This is a genomic window from Ornatilinea apprima, from assembly GCF_001306115.1.
GTDB classification, from domain to species: domain Bacteria; phylum Chloroflexota; class Anaerolineae; order Anaerolineales; family Anaerolineaceae; genus Ornatilinea; species Ornatilinea apprima.
Genome location: NZ_LGCL01000041.1, coordinates 152,106 through 175,243, shown reverse-complemented (window position 1 = coordinate 175,243; position 23,138 = coordinate 152,106). Strand labels below are relative to the sequence as shown.

General features: G+C 58.7%; 23 protein-coding genes. 9 read left to right on the top strand and 14 right to left on the bottom strand.

The window, feature by feature from the left end; all coding sequences use genetic code 11:
• Nucleotides 1-264 precede the first annotated feature (264 nt).
• The 8 genes from ADN00_RS17730 (at nt 265) to ADN00_RS17695 (ending at nt 9,604) form a co-directional block, all read left to right on the top strand.
• Nucleotides 265-1,089 carry a M55 family metallopeptidase gene (locus ADN00_RS17730; RefSeq protein ID WP_075064349.1) on the top strand — a complete coding sequence of 275 codons (825 nt, stop codon included), beginning with the start codon at nt 265-267 and terminating at the stop codon, nt 1,087-1,089.
• A 15-nt stretch (nt 1,090-1,104) separates the two neighbouring features.
• Complete coding sequence (gene tgt, locus ADN00_RS17725; RefSeq protein WP_075064348.1) at nt 1,105-2,211, top strand: tRNA guanosine(34) transglycosylase Tgt; 1,107 nt, start codon at nt 1,105-1,107, stop codon at nt 2,209-2,211.
• Nucleotides 2,208-3,023, top strand: coding sequence for a class I SAM-dependent methyltransferase (locus ADN00_RS17720; protein WP_075064347.1), 816 nt, complete (start codon nt 2,208-2,210; stop codon nt 3,021-3,023). Before tgt ends, ADN00_RS17720 begins: the two co-directional genes overlap by 4 nt.
• On the top strand, nt 3,020-3,832 hold the full coding sequence (locus ADN00_RS17715) for a class I SAM-dependent methyltransferase (protein WP_075064346.1): 813 nt from the start codon (nt 3,020-3,022) through the stop codon (nt 3,830-3,832). The genes ADN00_RS17720 and ADN00_RS17715 overlap by 4 nt, the downstream gene beginning before the upstream one ends.
• A complete protein-coding gene (locus ADN00_RS17710; RefSeq protein WP_075064345.1) occupies nt 3,822-5,315 on the top strand; it encodes a hypothetical protein in 1,494 nt (497 codons plus the stop codon). The genes ADN00_RS17715 and ADN00_RS17710 overlap by 11 nt, the downstream gene beginning before the upstream one ends.
• A 185-nt stretch (nt 5,316-5,500) precedes the next feature.
• Entirely contained in the window at nt 5,501-7,216 is a 1,716-nt protein-coding gene (locus ADN00_RS17705; protein WP_075064344.1) for a hypothetical protein, read from the top strand.
• A gap of 4 nt (nt 7,217-7,220) precedes the next feature.
• The gene (locus tag ADN00_RS17700) at nt 7,221-8,591 is read left to right on the top strand and encodes an SPFH domain-containing protein (RefSeq protein ID WP_075064343.1); all 1,371 of its coding nucleotides are present in this window, start codon (nt 7,221-7,223) and stop codon (nt 8,589-8,591) included.
• On the top strand, nt 8,588-9,604 hold the full coding sequence (locus tag ADN00_RS17695) for a hypothetical protein (RefSeq protein WP_075064342.1): 1,017 nt from the start codon (nt 8,588-8,590) through the stop codon (nt 9,602-9,604). Before ADN00_RS17700 ends, ADN00_RS17695 begins: the two co-directional genes overlap by 4 nt.
• 7 nt (nt 9,605-9,611) lie before the next feature.
• On the opposite strand, the gene ADN00_RS17690 is transcribed toward ADN00_RS17695, so the two are convergent.
• The 9 genes from ADN00_RS17690 to hisI form a co-directional block, all read right to left on the bottom strand.
• On the bottom strand, nt 9,612-12,245 hold the full coding sequence (locus ADN00_RS17690) for an AAA family ATPase (RefSeq protein WP_075064341.1): 2,634 nt from the start codon (nt 12,243-12,245) through the stop codon (nt 9,612-9,614).
• Nucleotides 12,238-13,626 (bottom strand): coiled-coil domain-containing protein, encoded by a 1,389-nt coding sequence (locus ADN00_RS17685; RefSeq protein ID WP_075064340.1) that lies wholly within the window; start codon nt 13,624-13,626, stop codon nt 12,238-12,240. The genes ADN00_RS17690 and ADN00_RS17685 overlap by 8 nt, the downstream gene beginning before the upstream one ends.
• The gene (locus ADN00_RS17680; protein ID WP_075064339.1) at nt 13,623-14,306 is read right to left on the bottom strand and encodes a 4Fe-4S single cluster domain-containing protein; all 684 of its coding nucleotides are present in this window, start codon (nt 14,304-14,306) and stop codon (nt 13,623-13,625) included. Before ADN00_RS17680 ends, ADN00_RS17685 begins: the two co-directional genes overlap by 4 nt.
• Before the next feature lie 156 nt (nt 14,307-14,462).
• Nucleotides 14,463-15,233 carry a phosphate ABC transporter ATP-binding protein gene (locus tag ADN00_RS17675; RefSeq protein ID WP_075064338.1) on the bottom strand — a complete coding sequence of 257 codons (771 nt, stop codon included), beginning with the start codon at nt 15,231-15,233 and terminating at the stop codon, nt 14,463-14,465.
• Between the two features lie 5 nt (nt 15,234-15,238).
• Nucleotides 15,239-16,105, bottom strand: coding sequence for a phosphate ABC transporter permease PstA (gene pstA, locus ADN00_RS17670; RefSeq protein ID WP_075064337.1), 867 nt, complete (start codon nt 16,103-16,105; stop codon nt 15,239-15,241).
• 6 nt (nt 16,106-16,111) lie between these two features.
• On the bottom strand, nt 16,112-17,020 hold the full coding sequence (gene pstC / locus ADN00_RS17665; protein ID WP_075064336.1) for a phosphate ABC transporter permease subunit PstC: 909 nt from the start codon (nt 17,018-17,020) through the stop codon (nt 16,112-16,114).
• Entirely contained in the window at nt 17,010-17,915 is a 906-nt protein-coding gene (locus ADN00_RS17660; protein ID WP_075064335.1) for a phosphate ABC transporter substrate-binding protein, read from the bottom strand. Before ADN00_RS17660 ends, pstC begins: the two co-directional genes overlap by 11 nt.
• A 165-nt stretch (nt 17,916-18,080) precedes the next feature.
• Entirely contained in the window at nt 18,081-18,374 is a 294-nt protein-coding gene (hisE, locus tag ADN00_RS17655; RefSeq protein ID WP_075064334.1) for a phosphoribosyl-ATP diphosphatase, read from the bottom strand.
• Nucleotides 18,364-18,759, bottom strand: coding sequence for a phosphoribosyl-AMP cyclohydrolase (gene hisI, locus ADN00_RS17650; RefSeq protein WP_075064333.1), 396 nt, complete (start codon nt 18,757-18,759; stop codon nt 18,364-18,366). Before hisI ends, hisE begins: the two co-directional genes overlap by 11 nt.
• A 7-nt stretch (nt 18,760-18,766) precedes the next feature.
• Here hisI and ADN00_RS17645 point away from each other — a divergent pair, with 7 nt between their 5' ends.
• Nucleotides 18,767-19,258, top strand: a complete 492-nt coding sequence (locus ADN00_RS17645) for a GNAT family N-acetyltransferase (RefSeq protein ID WP_075064332.1) — start codon at nt 18,767-18,769, stop codon at nt 19,256-19,258.
• Here ADN00_RS17645 and hisF read toward each other — a convergent pair.
• Genes hisF through hisB form a run of 5 tightly spaced genes read right to left on the bottom strand, consistent with a single transcriptional unit; the run spans nt 19,219 to nt 23,102 of the window.
• A complete protein-coding gene (hisF, locus tag ADN00_RS17640; protein WP_075064331.1) occupies nt 19,219-19,998 on the bottom strand; it encodes an imidazole glycerol phosphate synthase subunit HisF in 780 nt (259 codons plus the stop codon). The genes ADN00_RS17645 and hisF overlap by 40 nt on opposite strands.
• A 3-nt stretch (nt 19,999-20,001) precedes the next feature.
• Complete coding sequence (gene hisA / locus ADN00_RS17635; protein WP_075064330.1) at nt 20,002-20,742, bottom strand: 1-(5-phosphoribosyl)-5-[(5-phosphoribosylamino)methylideneamino]imidazole-4-carboxamide isomerase; 741 nt, start codon at nt 20,740-20,742, stop codon at nt 20,002-20,004.
• On the bottom strand, nt 20,739-21,854 hold the full coding sequence (locus tag ADN00_RS17630) for an NYN domain-containing protein (protein ID WP_075064329.1): 1,116 nt from the start codon (nt 21,852-21,854) through the stop codon (nt 20,739-20,741). Before ADN00_RS17630 ends, hisA begins: the two co-directional genes overlap by 4 nt.
• An 11-nt stretch (nt 21,855-21,865) precedes the next feature.
• Nucleotides 21,866-22,483 carry an imidazole glycerol phosphate synthase subunit HisH gene (hisH, locus tag ADN00_RS17625; protein WP_075064328.1) on the bottom strand — a complete coding sequence of 206 codons (618 nt, stop codon included), beginning with the start codon at nt 22,481-22,483 and terminating at the stop codon, nt 21,866-21,868.
• Nucleotides 22,484-22,493: 10 nt separating this feature from the next.
• Nucleotides 22,494-23,102: an imidazoleglycerol-phosphate dehydratase HisB gene (hisB, locus tag ADN00_RS20625; protein ID WP_075064357.1), complete on the bottom strand. Its 609-nt coding sequence runs from the start codon at nt 23,100-23,102 to the stop codon at nt 22,494-22,496.
• Between the last annotated feature and the right edge of the window lie 36 nt (nt 23,103-23,138).

Sequence of the window (23,138 nt, the reverse complement as noted above, 5' to 3'; positions counted from 1 at the left end):
TGATCAGTATTGCCCATAATATGCGAAAATTGGCAGCCAGGTAGGCTACCAATTTTTTGTTTTTTCGTTTTTATTCGATTTGCAGCTAATTTTTGGGGCTGTTTCCAAATTCTTTAGAGACAGCCCCAATGATTCTGGGGGAAGCGCAAGCGCACAAAGGATAACGCCGCCCCGGTTGTGGTGTGGAAAATTGGCCGCGGTATCCGCCGCCCGGCGTCTCATAGTATACTTGTGCCAGAACTTAACTCACTTGAGGTGAATACGATGAAATTGCTCATAGCAGCGGATATGGAAGGTATTTCGGGTGTGGTGAACTGGAATCAGGTAACCTCCACGCACCCCGATTATGCTCGGTTTCGACGGTTGATGACCCAGGACGTGAACGCGGCGATCGATGGCGCGTTTCGCGGGGGGGCCAGCGAGATCATTGTGGCCGACGGGCATGCTGGCGGTTATAACATTTTGATTGAAGAGCTGGATCCACGGGTGAGCTTGAATTCGGGCAACCCCGCGCCGTGGGCGATGATTCAGGGCATTGACGCCAGTTTTCAGGGCGTGATGTTCATTGGTTATCACGCGCACATGGGCACGCAGAGCGCCAACCTGGACCATACCTGGTCGAGTTCTCAGGTGGCGAATGTGTGGCTGAATGAGCGCCTGGTGGGCGAGGCGCAAATCAACGGCGGAATCTGCGGGCATTATGATGTTCCGGTGCTGATGGCCTCTGGCGACCAGGCCTTGGCCGCCGACCTGACGGAATGGATTCCGGGCATCGAAATGGCAGTGGTCAAGCAGGCTACCAGCCGCTATTCCGGGCAGTGCCTGCCCCCGGCGGTGTCGCAAAAACGCATCAGCGCGGCAGCCGAGCAAGCGGTGAAGAAAGCGCTGCAGGGCGGCGCTCCGCGTCCGCTGCAATTTGAGGCTCCCGTGACGGTGACGGTGGAATTTATGCATTCGGCCATGGCAGACGGCGCGGCGCTGCTGCCGTACGCTCAGCGGGTGGACGCGCGCAAAGTGTCTTTTAAGGCTGAAGATATGCTGATGGCTTTCCGCGCCTTCCGCGCGATGGTAACCCTGGCAGACCGGTAAGAGGAAAACCTGCCGATGAGCCGCTTTCCAAGTGAACTGAACCTGGCGCACGGCCGCCTGGACTTCCCGGTGTTTCTGCCGGACGCGACCTTTGGCGTGGTGCGCGCGGTGGATGCAAGCGACCTGGAAGACTGCCGAGTGCAGGCGCTGGTGATGAACACCTTTCACCTGATGCAGAAACCCGGCTCTTCGACGATTTCGGCTTTGGGCGGCTTGCACCGCATGAGCGGTTGGCCACGCCCGATCATTACTGACTCGGGCGGCTTTCAGGCCTATTCGCTGATCCGCCAGAACGCGCAGTTTGGGCAGCTCACCGACAAGGGGCTGTTCTTCCAGCCGGAAGGCAGCTCGCGCAAGTACCAGCTTACCCCGGAAAAGACCGTGCAACTGCAGATGAGCTACGGCGCGGACGTTGTGATCTGCCTGGACGACTGCACGCACGCCGAGAATGACCCGGCTGAGCAGCGCAAATCGGTAGACCGCACGGTGGCCTGGGCGAAACGCTGCAAAAGCGAGTACGCGCGCCTGGTGGAACAGAAGAAGCTGAACGAGCAAGACCGCCCGCGCATCTTCGCGGTGGTGCAGGGGGGCGGCTCGCGCGATTTGCGGCGCGAGTGCGCCGAGCGCCTGCTGGAAATTGGCTTCGACGGTTACGGCTACGGCGGCTGGCCGCTGGACGGGCAGGGCAACCTGCTGGAGGATATGTTGGCCTGGACGCGCGAGCTGATTCCGGCTGAGTATCCCATGCACGCGCTGGGGATTGGTCACCCCGAAAATGTGCTAGCCTGCTACAAAATGGGTTACGGCATGTTTGACTGCGCCATGCCCACCCGCGACGCGCGCCACGGCCGCCTGTATGTGTTCAATTTTCCTGCGGACGGCGACCAGAGTGGCCTGAACGAGAAGTGGTTTAAGTATCTTTACATTCATGACGAAAAGCATCTCAAAGGCGACCAGCCTTTGTCGCCCTACTGTGACTGCCTGACCTGCCGGCGTTATTCGGCGGGCTACCTGCGCCATTTATTCAAAATGAACGACAGCTTGTACATGCGCCTGGCGACGGTGCACAATCTGCGGTTTATGACCCAGCTCACCGAGCGCATCCGCGCGGGAGAAAAATGAACGGGGCGGATGATCTGGAGCGGCTGGTGCAGGCGGTGATGGCTTCCCCGCGCTACGCGGCGCTCAGCGAAGAGCTGGTGCGCAGTGTGGGCGCGCGCGAGCTGCAAAAACGCCGCAATTTCAAAGAGGCGGTCAAGCAGACCCGCTCCAAGCTGCACCAGGTGGGGGCGGCCTATCAGGAAGACAATATGCAGTACGCCGCCTGGGAGCAGGAATTGGAACGCCTGCCATCCAGCGTGGAGAGCACGGAGCTGCGCGCTTTCTGCTTGCGGGTGATGGCGGCGCACGCCTCTACCCGCGAGCGGCTGCCCATTTTGGAGGCGTTTTACCAGGAGCTGTTGGATCACCTGCCGCCCGCGCGCAGCCTGCTGGACGTGGCCTGCGGGTTGAATCCGCTGTGCCTGCCGTGGATGAAGCTGGAAGAAAACGCGCAGTATTACGCCTGTGATGTTTACACGGATATGGTGGCGTTTCTCAACCGCTTTCTGGCGCATGTGGGGGCGGGTGGCGGCGCACAGGTCTGCGACCTGACGGCGCGCGTGCCCGATGTGGAGGTAGACCTGGCGCTGGTGTTGAAAACTCTGCCCTGCCTGGAACAGCTGGACAAGACTATTACCCCGCGCCTGCTGCAAGGGCTGCGGGCGAAAAGCATTGTGGTCAGCTTCCCGGCACACAGCCTGGGCGGGCGCTCCAAGGGCATGGCGCAGTTCTACGAGCGGCAGTTCCTGCAGCAGGTGGAGGGGCTGCCGTTTAAGGCGAGCGCGCTGCGTTTCAAAACCGAGCTGGCTTTTCTATTGGAGCGGGTTGAATGACGCGCGACAATTCTCCGCTGGATTCGATTTTGCAGTCACGCAAGTACCGTGGGCTGGACCTGCCCGAAGAAACGCTGCGCGATCTCTACGAGCGTGAGCTGCAGCGCCACCCCAACCCCAAAGAGGCCGTCAAGGCGGTGCGCGAGAAGCTGCACAACATCATCGCGCCTTACCTGGGCGACCCCGATTACGAGGCGGGCCAGGCCGCGCTGCGCCGGGCTTTCGCGGCGGGTGACCCCGCCGTGGTGAAGGAGGCCTGCCGGCAGTTGATGAGCCAGCACGCTTCCACTCGCGAGCGCATTCCCCTGCTGGAGGACTTCTACCCGCGCCTGTTTGCCGTAACCGGGCAACCGCGGGTGATTGCAGACCTGGCCTGCGGACTGAATCCGCTGGCTTTCGCGTGGATGGGCCTGCCGCGGGAGACACGCTACCATGCCTACGACCTGCATCACCCGCGGGTGGAACTGATCAATACCTATTTCGCGCTGGCGGGCCTGGCCCCGCTGGCCGAACACCGCGATATTTTGATCTCACCGCCGGAGGTGGAGGCCGACGTGGCTTTCTTCTTCAAAGAAGCGCACCGCTTTGAGCAGCGCCAGCGCGGCTGCAACCGCGCTTTTTGGCAAGCGCTGAAAGCGCGTTGGCTGCTGGTATCGCTGCCGATCACTAACCTGACTGGGCAGCGCGATCTGCTGGAGCGCCAGCGCGCGCTGGTGGCGCGCACGATGGAAGGCCTGAACTGGCCGGTAACGGAAGTGTTAATGGATACGGAACTGGTTTTTTGTATTGAGAAACAAGATGGCGCGTAGAAAAAAGAAAAACACCTCTCCTCTTCCTTCACAAAGCGCGGAACAAGCCGCGCTGCAGCGCTTCGCGCCCCTGTTGGACGAACAGGATTATGCAGCTCTGCTGCAAGACCTGGAACGTCCGCTGAGCACAGCCATCCGCGCCAACCCACTCAAGGCAGATCCGCAGGCGGATGCCGCGCGCTGGGCGCAGCAATACGGCTGGCGGTTGGATCCGGTGCCATTTTGCCCGACAGGCTGGTGGGTGAGCGAGGCGCAAACCCCGCCCAGCCAGACGATTGAGCACCGCATGGGCGCGTACTATATTCAGGACGCGGCCTCGATGCTGCCGGTGGAACTGTTCGACTTGCGGCCGGACCCAGAGCAGTTAATCCTCGATCTGGCGGCCTCGCCGGGCGGCAAGACCACGCACCTGATCTCCCGCGCTGGCGACCAGGGACTGGTGCTGGCTAACGACGCCAGCCGCGAGCGTATCACCGCGTTGCGCCTGGTGCTGCAGAACTGGGGCTCGCTCAACCAGGCGGTTTTGCGCTTTCAGGCCGAGCAGTACGGGCGCTGGTTCCCTGAGACCTTTGACCGCGTGCTGCTGGACGCGCCGTGCAGCATGCAGGGCCTGCGCACCAGCGAAAGCCATCCCTCAAGGCCGATCTCTGACCGCGAAGTGCAGCAATTAGCCCGCCGCCAGACGCGCATGCTGGAAAGCGCGCTGCAGGCGCTGAAAACCGGCGGCCAGGTGGTGTATTCCACCTGCACGCTGACCCCCGAAGAAGACGAGCTGGTGCTGGACGCGCTGTTGAAAGAATACCCAGGCGGGCTGCGGGTTGAAGATACCCGCGCACGCCTGCCGCTGCCGGCCCCCGCGCTGCGCCGGGTGGGCGAGCAACTGCTGGATGGGCAGGTGAGTGGCGCGGCGCGTATCTGGCCGCACCGCTACCACACCGCCGGGTTCTTTGCCGCGCTGATCACCAAGACTGGCCCGATTGGGCGGCGCGAGGCCCAACCGCCGGAGCGCCCATTGGAAGTGTTTGGCCTGGACGCGCTGGACGCGGATGAGCTGGACGACCTGGCGGCGCGCTTCAACGATGAGTACGGATTCAACCTGCACGCCATGCTCCAAGAAAACCGCTGCGAGCTGCGCCAGAAAGGCGCGGCGGTGTTTATTGTGCCAGAGCTGTACACGCGCCATTTTGCCAGCCTGCCGTTCCAATCGCTGGGGATGATGCTGGGGGAATTTTCGCCGGATGGGTTTGTGCCCTCACATGAATGGCTGGCCCGCTTTTACCGCTTTTTTGCCGGCGGGCGGGTGCGCCTGGATTCCGGGCAGGCGCAGGCCTGGCTGCGCGGAGAAGACGCGAGCGTTCAGCCGGGGGGTGTGCCGGTGCTGGCGGTAATTGACGAACAGGGACGCTATATTGGCCGCGGGAAGTATAGCGATGGCAAATTGAAGAATTTGCTGCCACGCCGTCTGGTGTGGATGCAGGCGTAAGCGCTTTTTTCTGCTTTTCGGTTTTGGCGCGGGGTATTTTGGGCGCGGGTGGGGGAACCCCTTTTATATATTTACAGCCCAAAATTTGTTGTGATTGACCTGGGGTTTGCTTGACAAACCTCTCCGGGCTGGAATATACTGATTCTTATAACAAATGTTCAATCAGCGCGCCGCATGAGAAGAGTATGCCTTATAAACGGTTAAAAACCAAAGGGAAAAAGAAAGCCTTCAACCGGTTTTATTACCTTCCCATTGGCTTGGGGTTGATCTTTTTGGCTGCCTTCTGGCAGCACATCTGGCGGGTGATCAGCCTGGTGGCGCGCTTTTCCTGGGCTGTCATCGCTGTTTTCCTCAACCTCGATATGCCCGCCATCCCCTTTGAGAATTTCAAATCCGTTTTTCCGCTTTCCGTCAACTGCCTGTTTGGTTTCTTGCTGGTGCTGGGCTTTTGGCTGGTGCTGCTGTCGGCTCAGGCGACTCTGCCCATCTCCAGTGTTCGCGATGTTTACCGCGCGTCTTTTCATCTGCTGCTGCATATGCTCAGACTGCATGGGCAGGCGGTGCTGATTGACGATGGCAAGAAACTGGCTAACCCCGAGGAATTGAATAAGCCTGGCATGGGCGTGGTGGTGGTGGATTTTAACAGCGCGGTTGCCCTGGAAGAAAAGGTGGAAACGCCCAATCTGGTGCGGAGAATCCTGGAGCGCCTGGGGCTGGCTTTTCGCCTGATTGACCCCTACCAGTCACCGCGCATTCAAGGACCGGGACTGGTGTTCACGCGGCGCAATGAGCGCATTCGCGAAGCGGTTGACCTGCGCGAGCAGTTCCGCATGCAGCGCGGCGTGCAGGCGCACACGCGGGACGGAATTGAGATGGTGATGAATGTCAATTCTGCCTTCACCATCGGTCAAGAGCCGGACTGCCTGGAGGTAACCTACGCAGGAGAGGCGCGGATTGAAAATTTGCGCGTGGCACAGCTGCGCTGGCAGCCCAACGGAAGGTTGAAGATTTTGCGGTTGTCGGACGACCTGGATGATGCCGACCGGCTCGAAATTCACCAATACGCGCGCGTGGCCAGCCGGCTGGGACAGATGGGCGCGTTTACCGCGCTGCCGGCTCCACGCGCTTTGCCGATCTTCGACGAAGACCGTGTCTTCCGGGCGGTCTTCTCACAGGCCAGAGACAACGAGGATCAGTTGATCCCCTGGTACGATCTGCCGGTAAAAGTGGTCACGGATGTGGTGCATGATGAATTGTTGAAATTCAATTATGACGATCTGTACCGGGCGGATTCTCCTGGCGATTTTCCGATGAAGCGCCTGCGCAACGCGGTGCAGACGCGCGTGCGCAGCCTGGGACTGTTGAATTTTCGCTACTTTACCCGCCGCGATGGCAAACTGCTGCAGGAAGGCGAAGAAATTGTATTAGAAGATTTGGTGAGCTCGCCGGTGCGCCAGTTGGAGAACAGCAAGGTGCTGCGCGAGCGGGGCATCAAGGTGCTGATGGGGGGGTTTCAGGAGCTGCAGCCGGTCTCTGAGGAGGTGTACCGCCAGCATGTGGAGACCTGGCGCGCGCGCTGGGAAAGCGATGTGGAAGTTATTCGCGCCACGCGCGATCTGGAAGCCGCCCGCATTCAGAATCACGCGAGGGCGGTTGCCCAGGCGCAGATGGTTTCGACCCTCTCGCCCATTTTCGACTCTGAGAAATATACCCAAGAAGCCATGGCGATCCGCGTGCTGCAGGCGTTGGAACAAATCGCGGCTGACCCCAAAACCAAAGACCTGCTGCCCGGTGATACGATCCGCTTGTTGGGAATGGTTCACGACTGGCTGTTACCTCATGATGTGCGGTCATCATCCCTGCGGTCACATCTGATGACACCGGGAGATGAGAAGAAGTAAGCCTATGAGTGATATGATCAACCCGGAAGACCTGGAAGAGCCAGAAGAAAGCGAAAGCCCCTTGCAGCGGCTGGAGCGCGCGGCGGAAGAGATCGAAAGCCGCCTGCCCTTCCCACCCAGCGAAAGTGATTTGCAGGAGCTGGGTGGGCTGATTCGCCTGTTCATTATCATCCCCGCGATTCTGGCCGCCTTTGCGTTTTTGGGCGATATTCTTTTTGAGCATGTAGACGCAGTCGCCCTGGCGCAGCATATCCGCGAGATCAACCCGTTTGCCCGCCCGCTGCCCGACTGGATGCTGACAGTGATGGCTTTTCTGTTTAATGGGCAGAACTTCCGTTACATGATCGCGCCGACCACAGCGATTATTCTAGTCATCTTTGGCGCGGCGAACTATGTGCGCAATGTATACCACCTGCCAGACTTCAAGATGGGCTTGCGCTATGTCATCGCCTCTATATTCGCTCTTCGCTACCCGCGCCTGGAAATTGACAACGGCCTGAAGAAGATTAAGGACGGCGAGGTGAATTTGTTGGACCGCATCGGCGGGCCGGGCTACGCGCTGGTGCAGCCGGGTAACGCGGTGATGTTCCGCACGCTGCGCGAGCCTTCGCGCATGCGCGGGTCAGGCGCGCATTTCTTGCTGCCGTTTGAAACCATCGGGCAGATCGCCAGTCTGGACGAGCAGCACGGACGCCTGGACGAGCTGCAGGTAACCACCCGCGATGGATTCCGGGTAATGCTGCGAGAAGTCCAGTTCCGCTTTCGGATTGACGCGCAGAACTGGCAGCGCACGCTGGAAACCCCTTACCCGTATTCGGAAGAATCGTTTTACAACATGGCCTACAACCTGTCGGTGCGTGACGATGGCCCGCGCCCATGGAAGGCAACCGTGCGCCAGATGGTGGTGGGCGCGATTATGGATTACATCAACTCGCACGACATCGACTTCCTCACCGCGCCCAGGGAAAAGGAGCGAGATCCGCGCCGCGAATTAAAGAATGAACTGTTCGCGCAGGCCGTCAGTCAAAGAATGAGAAGAGCCGGGGCATCTTTGCTTTGGATTGATGTGGGCTTTTTTGATGTGGTGGAACCGGATGTGGATCAGAAACGCATCGATCTTTGGAAGGCCGATTGGGTGGGAAACGCGAAAGTGTCGCTGGCGTATGGGGAGGCCAAGCGCATGGCTTACCTGGAGTTGGGGCGCGCGGAAGCCCAGGCTGAGTTGATTATGAGCATTACCCACGCCCTGGAAAATGTGGATTTCGCGCGTGGCAATCCGCAGAATTTGCGCTCCATCTTGTTGAGTCGCACGGCGCAGATTCTGGAAGCCATTTCAAGCGAAAACAAAGACTTGCCGCAAGGACCGAAAACATGATCTCGCTGCAAGACTTGAAGAAATGGCTGAACCATTTCGACGCCTCCTCTTTGGGGCTGCAAAGCCGTGAGTATTTGGACCAGGCGGCGGACGCCCAAACTCCATCTGTAACGCGGCATGTGGTCATTGAAAAATTGCTGGAGCATGCGCGCGTTTCGTTGAAACCATTGGAATACGCTGAGGCTAATTTCATGGCCGGCGTCATCTTCGCGGAGAAGGAAGGCGACTACCGCCAATCGCAGGCTGCCTTTGAACGCGCGTTGGCGGGATTTGAAGGAGATGAGCACCGCCGGGCTGTTGCCCTTTGGGCGGTGGGGATGATGGAACGGAAGAACTTACAAGCAGGCGCGGGATACCGCAGCTGGCAAACGGCGTTTGAAATCTTTGATTCGATTGCCGAACGCCACAAATTAGCCGGCCAGGCGGAACGATTGCAGCTTGCCCCCTGGTACCAGGAACGGGCTGACCGTATGCAAAAGGAAATTGCGCTGACGGCGGAACACGGATATACCCTGCTGGATCGGTTTGAGCCGTCGCCGCTAGATGAAATCACCAAAGCGCTGTTGCGGAAGGCCATAAAACTGACAGACGGGCAGCAATACGCAAGCGCTTATGCGGTTTTACGGCAGGTGTGCAAACATTCCCGGCTGGCAGAGGATTATCTGAACACCCCGGCCGGTTTGCTGGAATGTGGACTGGTTTGCTACCAGGCAGGGTTTCAAGAAGCCGCATGCGACTTCTTGCACGAGGCGATTGAGAAGTACCCGCCGCTCAGCCATCGCCAGGCCGCGGCTTATTGGATGTATGGCTGCATGCTGGCTGGAGATTTGAATCACCTTGGTGAAATTGACCTCGCGTTGACCGCTTTGCAAAACGCTTTGAATATCTTCTCGTATTTGGAGAAACGCTCCACAGACCAGAATCATAAGAAAAAGATGATCTGGTACACCCAACAGCACAATTTGTTGGAGGCGGCTTACCAGGCCGCCTTGAAGGACTGGATTTCGATTTGAACGGAGATCAAGCCTGAATGGTGTGCGCGGTGGAAGGTGCGGCTACTTGCCAGGCATCGAATCCAGAATGATGGTTTTTGGGGGATATGAAACTTGAATTTTGAGTTGAAGTCTGAACGTCTTCTGCGGTGAAGGTAGTTAATTCTTGAACGGTGATTTGTTCAGGATGGTTAAACAGGTCGAATTGTTCCATCAGCCGGTTGGCGTGGTTGTGTTTGATCTGCTGGTATAGCAAGCCCACGCTGCGAGCGTTCCCGAATTGATCGCCCTCGGTGTCTTTCCACCGGCGCAGGACGCGCATTGCCTGGGTGAGCGCGTCTGGCTCAAAGGTGTTGGCATCTTTTTCTGCCAAGCCGGTCAAGATTTGTTTGAGTTCCGGCAGAGAGAAATCGGGAAAGGGGATGGGCGGCGCGAAGCGCGAGCGCAACCCGGAATTGGATTGCAGCAGAGAAAGCATCTCCTGAGGGTAACCAGCCATAATCACCACCAGCCGGTCGCGGTAGTCTTCCATGGCTTTGACCAGGGTATCAATGACCTCCCGGCCAAAATCCGCGACGGATTGAGAATCCAACGCGTAGGCTTCATCAATAAAGAGCACGCCATCCAACGCTTCTTGAACTTTTTCAAGAGTTTTGGCAGCGGTCTGACCAACATAGCCCGCAACCAGATCTACCCGGCTTACTTCAACACAATGCCCTTTCCGCAGCAAACCGAGCGAGGCGTACATTTCACCCATCAGGCGGGCGGCGCTGGTTTTGCCGGTGCCAGGGTTGCCGATAAAAATGAGGTGGTGGAGGCGCTGCTGCCCTGAGGAGAAGATATTTCTGGATTTACGAAGGAGATCGACACGAACTTGGGCATGCAGGCTGTGAAAATGTTGTTTGAATGGCTGAAGGCCGACCAATTGGTTTAACTTGCCCACGATGGCCGCTGTGGAATTGAGTGAGGGAGATAGATATCCGCGATAGCGGGTGGGAATGTCTTCCGGCAGGCAGGGCGCATCCTTATCCAACCCGAGCTTGCGAATGCGGCTGGCCCGGCGCCGTTCGAGGGCTTCCAGCAGGTTGCGCACTTCACCGGCGTTGCCGAAACTCTCATTTTTTGTTGCGTAGAGGCCATCGATGACTTCACGAAGCGCTTTTTCTGCCGGTTCTATGTGCAAACGGCGGTTCTGCGCCATTTGGATGAGGATCGCGGTCAATTCAGCGGGAGAATAGTCCTGAAAGACCAGGCGGTTCTCGATGGGGAAGCGGCGCGGCAAGCCGGGGTTGGCTTTGAGGAACCGCTTCATTGGTTCTGTATACCCGGCGGCGATGACCACCAGTCTGTGGCGCTCGTCTTCCATACGGGTCAGCAGTGTGTCAATGGCCTCCTGACCGAATCCGCCGCGCTCGGTTTCAGCCAGCATATAGGCTTCATCGATAAAGAGCACACCGTCCAACGCCTCATCGATTGCCTGATTGACGCGCACGGCGGTTCCGCCAACGTGGTTGGCAATCAAGTCCGCCGCGCGGACTTCCACAAGATGACCTCTTCGAAGAATGCCAATATCTCTCAGAATCTCACCGGCCAGGCGGGCCACGGTGGTTTTTCCGGTTCCGGGGCTGCCGGAAAAGACCATGTGCAAAAGCGGGGCGTCCGCGGGAGCAGCCGCGCTGTCTTTAACCACGCTCAGCCAGGCGGCCAGTTCTGAAAAGTGGGCTTTAACGGCATCCAGACCGATCAGATTTTCCATCTCAGTCTGGGGGGAGGCGGAAAGCGGGCGCATGGAGGGGAACCAGCCGCTGGTGCGGATGGTATCTGGGTTAATGAGCGGCACGGACTGAAGCCGCTCCAGCCATTGGCGGGCGGTAAGGTTTTCAGCGGCCATCCATACGGCCAGTTGGGCGCGGTCGAGCGAATGGATCAATCCCGAATGGGTCTGTTCATAATAGGTAAGAAGGTGTTCGATCTCCTGCGCGTCTGGGCCGGGGAGATAGGACAGCCCGGCAAGCTGTGATCGCTGCTGGCTGCTCAGAATCAAGCTGCGCAGTTCGGGAAAGGCGATGGCTTGCGCGGCTTGTGCCAGTTCATCGTATTGGCGCGCGCTGAAAATAAAAAAAGCCTGGTTGCGATTAGCCGCGGGCAGGGTTTGCCACTGTCCCAAGAGGCTGGCAAAAGAGCGCGGATCTTCCGTAAATTGGAGAACCGTCTCTGCCTGCAAAAAAATGACTGCCGTGCGATGGTTTTCCTCTTTCATCAGCGCGTCCAAAAAGCGGATGGCGTGAGTGTCTCCCATGGCGGATGGTGATGGGTCGGAGGCGGCTTTGGGCAGAGGAATCAGGCGCAGATCGCCGAGGGGGCCGCCTGTCAACACGGACATATTTTGGCTGACGTGAGTTTGGACAACCGGTTTCACCGCGCAGGCCTGGCGGGAATCTTCATCCAAAAAAAGGATCGAGTCTTGAGGAGAGAAGTAGACGACCCGTGTGTAGCCAACCGCCTTGAGAACTACCAGCAGGGCTTCGGCCAGGGACTGTTCGGTCAAACGATCACTCAGATACAGGTCTTCCACGCCGGGGCCATACAATATCTGATAGCGTCTGCCCGCGCCTGCCTGCACCGCCTGAGAGAGCCGTGGGGAAAGAGCAGGGTTATTCATGCGGCCTCAAAGACGGCCGCCGGAGTGAACGCCGGGCGGGAATAGGGATTGAATGGATGGAAGGTGGAGGACTTGTTGTGGGTGGGAGGGTTTCCAACTCACCCGTTTGCAACCCCATCTCATTTAGCGAGCGGTTGATCTCCAACGCGCGGCGGCGCAGCTCATGCGGTGTGTGCTGAGCGGCGTCCAACGAATGAATATGTAGCTCGTTTTCGCGCTGACCATTACCGGTTGGCACCACTTCGACGATTACCTGGCTGCCTTCGTAATTGGATAACTGTGCTTGAAAAAGCTGGTGAAAATCGTCTTTCTGGTATGCGCTAGTTTGCAGCGAAAACCCCTGCGTTTCGAGGGCTTGAATGACGATGTCGGCGATGTTGATGCGCAGTTGAGAATTGAGCGCAGCCAGCCGCGCGTGGTAGATCATGCGGTCGAGGCGCTGTTGCAATTCGGGCAGGGTGTGCTTACACAACTCATTCAGGCTTTCCATGGGCTGCTGCCGCCAGTCCATTTGTACCCGCGCTTCCAAGTCGCGCAGGTCGTTGAATAGACGGCGGTATTCGCCCTGAGACCAGAATTCGATATTCAGAAGCACGGGCAGTTCCGCGCCGTTCAAGTCCAGAGCTGGGAGGGTCTGGCAGCCATCTAGCAGAGTTTGCAGGCGGGAAATGCCTTGAAGCGCCTGGGATTGCAGCGCGTGCCATTCGGTTTGAGCCTGTTCCAGAGAGAGGCGTAATTGGCTGCTCTCGCGGTAGGCTTGCTGCGCCAGCGAGATCGCCGCTTCGGGGGCGCTGTTTTGTAAATTCTGAACAGACTGCTGGATCAACTGATCAATATTCTGCAGCGCGCCAGGCGAAAAATGGTTGTGGTCATAATTAACGGCAATGAAGCTGGCCAGGGTTTCGGCGGAATCCAGCCAGTATGTCGCGTATTCGAATACCTGGCGGCGCGATTGGAGCTGCTGCGCCCATTCGGATTGCAAGCTTGCCAGCTGATCATCCATGCCGGCTCGCAGATTATCCATCTCCTGGAAAAGCTGCTGGTGAACCTGCTGGATTTGAATCTCATTGCTTTCGGCTACCTGTTGGGCGGCAGAGTTGATTTCTTCCAGCAGAAGCGTTTGCTGATCAACCAGGGTGCGACTGGCTTCGTATTCGATGGATTGAATAGTCTGGTCCAGGCGCGCGATATGACGCAGGTAATCGTTCTGACGGCGGGAAACTTCGGACAGCTCGGCCTGGAGATGCTGAGAGGCAGCTTGAAGCATCTTTTCGTTTGATGTTTGCTGGCTGCGCTGGAAGCGCTGCTGCATTTCCGCCTGGTGGAGCCGTTCGTATTCTTCTTCACTGATGTGAACTACCGTTTTCTTGTGGCCGCTCATTTCTTTACCAACTGCAAGGGCAGACTTTCTAATTGCCACATGGCGCGGTAGAAAGCCTGCAGCAAATATTCTTCGGGAACACCTACCATTAAAACCTGCCCATCTAAAACCTGTACTTCGCTCAAACGGGGCGCCTTCTCAAAATTAAAATCTTTCAATTGCCCAGTGAGGTAATGAACGCGTTGATTACTGCTGCCGCGCATGCCGCGATTATCATTTAACGCGGAGATGAATTGACCGTCAATAAGCACATCGGTTTCATCCAGTAATTTGAACACCGACCGGTCGGGAATGCCCTTTTTCAACACTTCCAATTTGTAGCCGGTGTAGGTAATGATGTTAATCGGTCTTTGCTGGCGGGCTTTGCGGGCCAGATTGGCCAGCCCGGCGGCCTGCTGCATGGGCTCTCCGCCAGAAAAAGTTAGCCCGCTGATTTCGGGATCTGCAAGCAGTGTGCTGGCTAATTCCACCGGATTGATGCTGTGGGCTGGTTGGAAAGTGGTCCATTCGGGCGAGATGCAGCCCGCACAGTGGAAGGGGCATCCCTGGACCCAAATGGCAGACCGCCAACCCGGACCCAAAGCGCGGGTTTTGGGGCAAACTGCCGCCACATTGAGCAGCTCGCCGCGCTGGATCAGGACCGAATCGTACTGAAGCACTCGACTTTTGGGGGTAACCATGATCACACCTGAATTGGAAAATTTGTTCTGCTAAACAGCATGTATATTATAGAACAAGTGTTCCTTAATTACAATCCTCAATTTTTCATTGCAAAAGGGTGTAGAAAATAAAAAAACGGCGCTGGAAACGCCGTTATTAAGACAACATTGGAAGGTTTAGCCGAAGCGCCCTTCGACGTAATCCTGGGTTTTCTTTTCTTTTGGCCGGGTGAAGATCTGCTCACCGGTGCCCCATTCCACTAATTCGCCTTGCAGGAAGAATGCGGCATAATCGGCCATGCGCGCAGCCTGCTGAGTGTTATGGGGAACGAGGATGATGGTCAATTCCTCTTTAATACGCTGGAGCAGGTCTTCGATATTGGCGGTGGAGACCGGGTCGAGGGCGGAAGTGGGCTCATCCAGCATGATCACTTCTGGTTTCAAGGCCAGTGAACGCGCCAGGCAAAGCCGCTGTTTTTGCCCACCAGAGAGTTCGGCGGCCGGGGTGTCGAGACGGTCGTAGACCTCATCCCATAAAACGGCCTGCTGCAGGGCTTCTTTGACCCGTTCTTTTTGCTGCACTTTGCTGCGAATCCCCGCCAGAGCCAGGCCGTAGCTGATGTTCTCATAAATGGTCATGGGCAGCACTACCGGGCGTGAAAAAACAATACCAATTGTGCGGCGCAGTTCGATTACATCAATGTCGGGGTCGAGCAGGTTTTTTCCATTGAATAACACTTCGCCTTGCATCACGCTGACGTCGGTCAGGTCGTTCAGGCGGTTGAGGGTTCGCAATAAAGTGGATTTTCCACCGTTGGCCGGGCCGAAGAGAACGTTAATGGCGTTGGCTTTAATGGAGAGATTGATGTCTTTCAGGCTCTCCTTGCCATCCGAATAGCGCAGAGTAAGGTTTCTAACCTGGATAATGTCGGCGGGTTCTGAATTCATACGTTTTACCATTGTCTGCGGGCGCGGGCGCGTGAGCGGATCAGTGTAGCCATAATTTCCATGCTCAACACGAAGAACAACAGAACCAGCACGGTTCCGTATTGGATTTGGATGGGCATGCCGGGCACCTGGGTGGAGATGACAAACAGGTGGTAGGGAAGCGCCATGGTGGCGTCCAAGGGAGATTTTGGAAGCTGTGGGAGAAAGAACGCCGCGCCGGTAAAGAGGATGGGGGCGGTTTCACCAGCAGCGCGCTGCAACCCCAGAATGATACCGGTAATGATACCGGGCAGGCTCTGCGGGAGAACAATTTTCCAGATGGTCTGCCACTTGGTGGCTCCCACCGAAACGCTGATCAGCCGGAACGACTGGGGAACGGCGCGCATGGCCTCTTCAGCGGTGCTGATGATGACCGGCAGGGTCATGATTGATAGGGTCAGCGAGGCGGCCAGAATGCTGGTGCCGAATTGTAAAAAGATGACAAACACTCCCAGGCCGAACAACCCATACACTACCGAAGGGATACCCGCCAGGTTGACCATGGCAATACGGATGGCGCGCGTCCAGCGGTTGTCTCCGGCGTATTCCGACAGGTAAATGGCCGCCGCGATGCCGGGCGGGATGGAGAACAAGGCGGTGCCGATGGTGAGGTAGAAGGTGCCCACAATGGCCGGGAAGATGCCGCCAGCGCGCATGCCCTCGCGAGGGAGCCCGGTGATGAATTCCCAGTTGATGACCGGCATACCTTGAATGAGGATGTAGATCAGAATGGCAATAATCGGCAGCACGGTGAGCGTGCTGATGGCCGTGAGAGCGGCGAAGCCGATTTTTTCTTTCTGCCTGGAGCTGGATGAATCGTATTTTGAGTCCATATTGCCTTAAGAAAGCAGCCGTTCAGATCGTTTGACGCGGCGGGCGCTGATTTGAAACGCCACGATATTGATAATCAATGAGAACAGGAACAGGATCAGACCAATGAAAAATAAAACCTGGTAATGGTCGCTGCCTTTGGCCACTTCGCCCATCTCAGAGGCGATGGTGGCGGTCATGGTGCGAATGGGCAGCAGGATGGTGCGCAGGCCGGCGGGCATGGTGGGGGCGTTGCCGGTCACCATCATGACGGTCATTGTCTCGCCGATCACACGCCCAACGCCCAGCATAATGGCGGTGATAATGCCAGAGCGGGCCGATGGCACGGTTACACCCCAAATGGTTTGCCAGCGCGTGCAGCCGAGGGCCAGTGAGGCTTCGCGGAACGAGGCGGGCACGGTGTTGAGGGCATCTTCAGAAACGGATACAATGGTAGGGATGGCCGCCCAGCCGAGCAGAATGGATCCGGCGAGGGCCGTGAGACCGGTGGGCAGATTGAAAGTTTCGCGCAGGAAGGGAGACAGCACCAGGATACCCAGGAAGCCCAACACCACCGAGGGAATGCCAGCCAGAATCTCGACCATGGGTTTGAGAATCTCTTTGGTCCAGGGCGGGGCGATTTCGGAGATGTAAACGGCGGTGAGCAGGCCGAGTGGAATGGCGATCAGCGACGCACCCAGGGTGATGGTCAGGCTGCCAAGCAACAACGGCAGGAGGCCGTACAATCCTTCGATGGGGTACCAGCGGGTATTGAGAAGAGTCCCTGCGGGAATTTTGAAAACAACCGGGATGGCTTCTCGAAAGAGGAAGAAAGAGATTAATGCGACAAAAAGAACGCTGAGATAGCCGGCCGTGCGGATGATCGCAGTGATCACGGCCTCGGAGTAGTGGTTGATACGTTTCGCTTTACTCGCCATTGGCGCCCTCTGAAGGTGTTACCGGAACAAAGCCTAACTCGCTGACGATCTGCTGGGCTTCCGCAGAGTAAACCCATTCCAGGTAGGTTTGAACCGCCTGGCTGGGAGATTCGGTAGTGTACATGTACAGGTCGCGCGAGATGGGGTAGCTGCCATCCTTAACCGTCTCAATGGTGGGCAGCACATAGGAATGGCTGCGATCCGCGGCGACTGAGATGACCTTCACGTCAGGGGTTACATATCCCAATCCATCATAGCCAATGGCGTTGGGGTTGTCGCGAACTTCGGTGATAATGCCTTCCGATGAGGGTAAGAGGAGCGTGTCGGCGGAGAAGATGCTCTTATCTTCAGAACTGCCCAGGCGGATGACTTCTTCCAGAAAATAAACATGCGTGCCAGAATTGGTCTCGCGGGAGAGGCGCACAATGGGGCGATTCTCGCCGCCCAGCTCGGCCCAGTTGTTGATTTCACCTTTATAAATGCGGGAAATCTCTTCGAGGGTGAGGTTTTGAATGGGGTTGCTGGGGTTGACAATCACGGCAATCGCGTCGGACGCGACCACGTATTCCACCGCCTGGTGACCGCTTTGCGCGATTTGGTCCTGTTCTTCGGGTTTGATCTGGCGCGACGCATTGGCGACGTCTACGGTGCCGTTGACCAGCGCCGCCAGCCCGGTGCCCGAACCACCGCCGGTAACCGAGATGCGCACATCCGGGTTGGACGCCTGATAGCTTTCCGCCCACACCAGGGCCAGGTTGACCATGGTATCGGAGCCTTTGTTTTCAATGTATGTTGAAGATTGCGGAATCTCTTGCGCTTCCGGAGAAGAGGTTGACTGGCAACCAGTGAGTGCCAGGGCAACCATCAGGGCGGTCAGGTAGAAGTATCGGCGCATACCAATAAAATTATAATCGATCTTTCCCTGAATATTCACTTACTGTTAACAAAGATTAACATTGCCGCCCATTTGCGTGGAAAAAACGCGAGGGAGGGCAAGAAAGGGGCGCGGGAAAGCCGCGAAAGGCTGGCTCTGGCGGCTTTCTCTGGCCGGCAGAGGCGTTCAGGCCTGGGGTGGGCGGGGCTGGTGGCGCTTTTCCAACTCGGCACCAATATCGGCAGGGGTGATGCCGCGGGAGGCCAGCAGAACCAGCAGGTGGTAGGTTAGATCCGACACTTCTTCAATCAGCCGCTGGTCGCCTTCGCCTTTGGCGGCCAGGAGCACTTCCATGGCTTCTTCGCCCACTTTTTTGAGGATTTTGTCTTCACCTTTATCGAACAGGTAATTGGTGTACGAGCCTTCCTGGGGGGCGGCCTTGCGGTCTGCGATAATCTGGTAGAGTTCGTCAATCTTCATGGTTTTCTTCTCCAATCTGGGTGGGGGATACGGTAAGGGGGAGCGGGTTAAAAAAGCAGGAGACGGCCCCGGTGTGGCAGGCGGGGCCGGCGGGGATCACGCGCACCAGCAAGGCGTCGAGGTCGCAGTCCAGGGTCATTTCCACGACTTTTTGAATGTTGCCGGAGGTGGCGCCTTTGTGCCACAGCTCCTGGCGGCTGCGCGACCAGAAATGGGTTTCGCCGGTTTGCTGGGTGAGGCGCAGCGACTCGGCGTTCATGTAGGCCAGGGTGAGCACCTGGCGGGTTTGGGCGTTTTGCACGATGGCAGGAATCAGGCCACGGTCATCAAATTTTGGGGATACAATCAGATTGTTGTCCAAATTCTTCCATCCTTCTGGAGGCATTTACCTCATGAGTGATTCTAACATGGCAGGCTTCATGATTCGCCGCGCGGCTGAGCAAGACGCGCCCGCGCTCGCGCGTCTATGCGCTCAATTGGGCTATCCTACTGAGCAAGACGTTCTCACCCCGCGCTTGGCGGCGATCCTTGAACGGCCTGACCAGGCAGTGTTTGTAGCCGCTGCGTCTGGCGGCGAGATAATTGGCTGGCTGCACGTGCTGACCACCCAATACCTGGAATCGGAGGCTTTTGCCGAAATCGGCGGAATCGTGGTGGATGAGCGCCATCGCCGCGGCGGGGCCGGGCGGGCTTTGATGCAGGCCGCCGAAGTCTGGGCCGTGGAGCAGGGTCTGCGGGCGGTGCGCCTGCGTTCCAACGTGATCCGCGAGAAAGCGCATCTCTTTTACCGCTCCATCGGGTACCAACAGGTCAAAAGCCAATATACCTTTGAAAAAGAACTGGATCAGGCACGGGGCGGGCGGACCGGCACACCCTGGGCCTGAAGGTAAGCCTTTAAGTCGGGGATGGCCAGCTTGCCGTCGTGGAACAGCGAGGCGGCCAGGGCGGCGTCGGCGCGGCCCTGGGTGAGCACCTCGGCAAAGTGTGCCAGGGTGCCTGCGCCGCCTGAGGCAATCACCGGAACGCTGACCGCGTCGGCCACGGCGCGGGTGAGGGCCAGGTCAAAGCCGGCCAGAGTGCCGTCGGCGTCCATGCTGGTGAGCAGAATTTCCCCGGCGCCAATTTCCACGCCGCGCCGCACCCATTCCAGGGCGTCCAGGCCGGTGGGGGTGCGGCCGCCGTTGATGACCACCTCCCAGCGGGGGGCTTGGCCAGCCGTCGAGACGCGGCGCGCGTCAACAGCCAGCACAATGCACTGGCTGCCAAAGCGCTGAGCGCCTTCGGCCAGCAGCTCGGGCTGGCGCACCGCGGCAGAATTGAGGCTGACCTTATCCGCGCCGGCCAGCAGCAGGGCGCGCATATCTTCCACGCTGCGGATGCCGCCGCCCACGGTGAGGGGCATGAAGACCTGGTCGGCGACGCGCCCCACCATTTCGATGACGGTGGCATGCCCGCGCGGGGTGGCAGAAATATCCAGAAACACCAGCTCGTCCGCGCCGGCGGCGTCGTAAATGCGCGCCTGCTCCACCGGATCGCCGGCGTCGCGCAGGTTTTCAAAGTGCACGCCCTTCACCACGCGGCCATCGGCCACGTCGAGGCAGGGGATGATGCGTTTAGCTAACATGGCTTATTTTTCTCCCTGAAACAATTCCAGCGGGTCAATCGAGCCTTCATACAGCGCGCGCCCCACGATGCAGCCGGCCAATCCGGCGCTCCGCGCCGAGCGCACATCTTCCATCTGGTGCACGCCGCCGGAGGCGATGACCTTGAGGCCGGTTTTTTGGGCCAGCTGCGCGGTAGCCCGCAGATTAATGCCCGTCTGCAGGCCGTCGCGGGCGATGTCGGTGAAGACCAGCCATTCCAGCCCGATGGCTTTCAATTGAAGCGCGAAATCTTCCACCAGCAGCCCGCTGGTCTCTTGCCAGCCACGCACCTGAATGACACCGCCGCGCGCGTCGAGGCTGACGGCCACACGTTCCGCGCCCCAGCGGCGCACGGCTTCTGCGATGGTCTGCGGCTGGCGAACGGCCAGGGTGCCGAAAATCACACGCGCCACGCCCAGTTCCAGGGCTTCTTGCGCGGAGGTCAGGTCACGCAAGCCGCCGCCCAACTGCACTTTGGCCTGGCAGCGGCGGGCAGTTTGCACAATCTGTTCCACGGCGCGGCGGTTGGCGTTGTCGGGTTCTTCAAACGCGCCATCCAGGTTGATGACGTGCAGCCAGCGGGCGCCGGCGTCGAGCCATTTTTGGGCGGTCTGAGCCGGGTCGGCGGAGTAATGCGTCTGGCGGGCGGGGTCGCCTTCTTTGAGACGCACCACCTGGCCTGCGCGCAGGTCTATGGCGGGGAAAATGACAAAGGATGAATTCATTGGGGTCCATTCTGATAAGAGGTTTGTTCGTACTCCTGGATCAGGGCGGTCAGGTTGGCGCGGGTGATCAGCGGGCGGGTGATGGCGCGGTCGCGCAGGATGCCATGGTCCAACAGGCGTTCCAACCACTGCTTGGCGGCAGTGTTGGAAAGATTGGCTGATTCTTTCAGACAGCGCCGCCAATCGGCGCGGGTGCCGGGCGGCTGGCGGCTTTCACCGGCGCTGGCCACCGCCAGTAAAATGCGGGCGGCTTCCACCACCGATGGGCGCGATTCCATGATTTGCAGTTTGCCAAACAGCCGCTCGGCGCGTGAAGAGACGCATTCAATCCCCTGTTCGTTGTGCCAGAGATCAATTTGCTCTTCTGATCGGGCGCGGTCGAGCAGCTTTTGAGCGCCCGCCGGTCCAAGCACGGCGCGCACCAGGTCGGCGGGGATGGCGGTGCGCAGCTCGCTGCGCAGATGGGTTACCAGCGGTTTGACCTGATTGGAAGGGTTTTCCAACGCTGGCGAGGGGGGTGGCTCAGGGGCCGGTTCTTCTTCAACAGCGGCCGGTTCGGGCTGAGTGGCGCTGAAGGGGAAGCAAAGAAAGCGCTCTTTCAACGTTACGCTGGCGGATTGGTTGGGATCGGGCAGGAAGAAAACGACCTGCTTCTGGAACTGGTCGCGGATGGCGGCGGCCACCGCGGCGAAGGACTTGTCGCCGGTGATGAAGATATACACATCGGCAGGCTGGCGGGCGGCATGGATGCCGGCGGCGAAAGCCAGGGCCATGTCGGCGTACTGCTGAATGACGTGGCGCTTGCCGGCGCTGGTCTGCTCCTGCTGGCGCACGCTGCGCGGCTCGAAGCTGTCCACTTCGAGCAGGGTGGCCCAGCGGTTCAGCCCGCCCAACTGGGCGTTGTAATGGCTGAAGTTGGCGGCGGCGACAAAGTCTTCTTTGGCCAGGCTGCCGTATTGCGCTTCAACGTGCCGCACAAAGGCCGCGAAGTCCACTTCGGGGCTGCTGCCGTAATCACCCACGCCGCGGCGGGAGAGATTCTTCGAGGTGGAGACCAGGTTCTCAAAATCGAGAAAGACGGCCGCGCGGGGAGAGGTAGGGGGCGTTCGCATCGTTTCCACCCTCACAGCCGCATGAAATTGGCCAACAGGCGCAGGCCCACCTGCTGGCTTTTCTCGGGGTGAAACTGCACGCCGAGCAAATTCTCACACTGCACGGCACTGCAAAAGTCGATGCCGTAGCCGGTGGTGGTGAGGTGCAGGCGGTTGTCTCGCGGGGCGCAGTAATACGAATGATTGAAATAGGCGTACGCGCCCTCGGGCAGCCCGGCGAGTAGAGGATGATTCTGGCAGGCATGGAGTTGATTCCAGCCCGTGTGGGGAACTTTCAAATCCGCGAATTCGGGAAAGCGTTCCACCTCCCCGGCGATCAGCCCCAGGCCGGGGTGTTGGCCCATTTCGGTGCTGTACTCAAACAGCGCCTGCATACCCACGCAGATGCCCAGAAACGGATCGCCGCGCCGGGCGGCGTTTTGCAGGCCCTCGACCAACCCGGCGCTGGCCAGCCCATCCATGAAGCCGCGAAAGGCGCCCACACCGGGCAGGATGACGCGGCCGGGGCGCAGCAGGTCGGCCGGGTTTTGGGTGATTTTAATTTGAAACCCCTGGCTGGTGAGGGCGTTGTAGACCGAGTGCAGATTGCCGGTACCGGCATCCACCAGGAGTGCGTCGTATGCTTGCATAAGCGCCTTTCTACATCAAAATGCCTTTGCTGGAGGGGATGCTGCCGGCGCGGCGTGGATCGACGCGCGTGGCGGCGCTGAGGGCGCGCGCCAGGGCTTTGAAGGCGGCTTCGGCTTTGTGATGATCGTCGCGCCCGTAAGGCACCTCAATGTGCAGGTTGCAGCGCGCTTCAAAGGCAAAGCTTTCAAAGAAGTGCTCAAACAGCGAGGTGGGGATGCTGCCGCCCAGGTAGGGATTGCTCCATTGGATGTGAAGCACCGCGTAGGGGCGGCCGGAGAAATCGAGGGTTACGCGCGCCAGGCTCTCGTCCATGGGAACGGCAAAGCTGGCCATGCGGATAATGCCAGCCTTATTGCCCAGCGCCTCGCGGAAGGCCGATCCGAGGGTGAGGCCAACGTCTTCCATGGTGTGATGCGGATCGATATGCACGTCTCCGTTAGCGGCAATTTGCAGGTCAAACAGGCCGTGCACGGCGATCTGGTCGAGCATGTGATCAAAGAAGGGCACACCGGTACTCACCTGGTGCTTGCCGCTGCCGTCGAGGTCAAGACTGACCCGAATGCTGGTCTCGCGGGTGGAGCGGGTAATGGCGGCGGTGCGGTTGGGGGCGGATGGCATGAGGCCAAGCGCGCTCTGTACCTGCTGGGCGGCGGC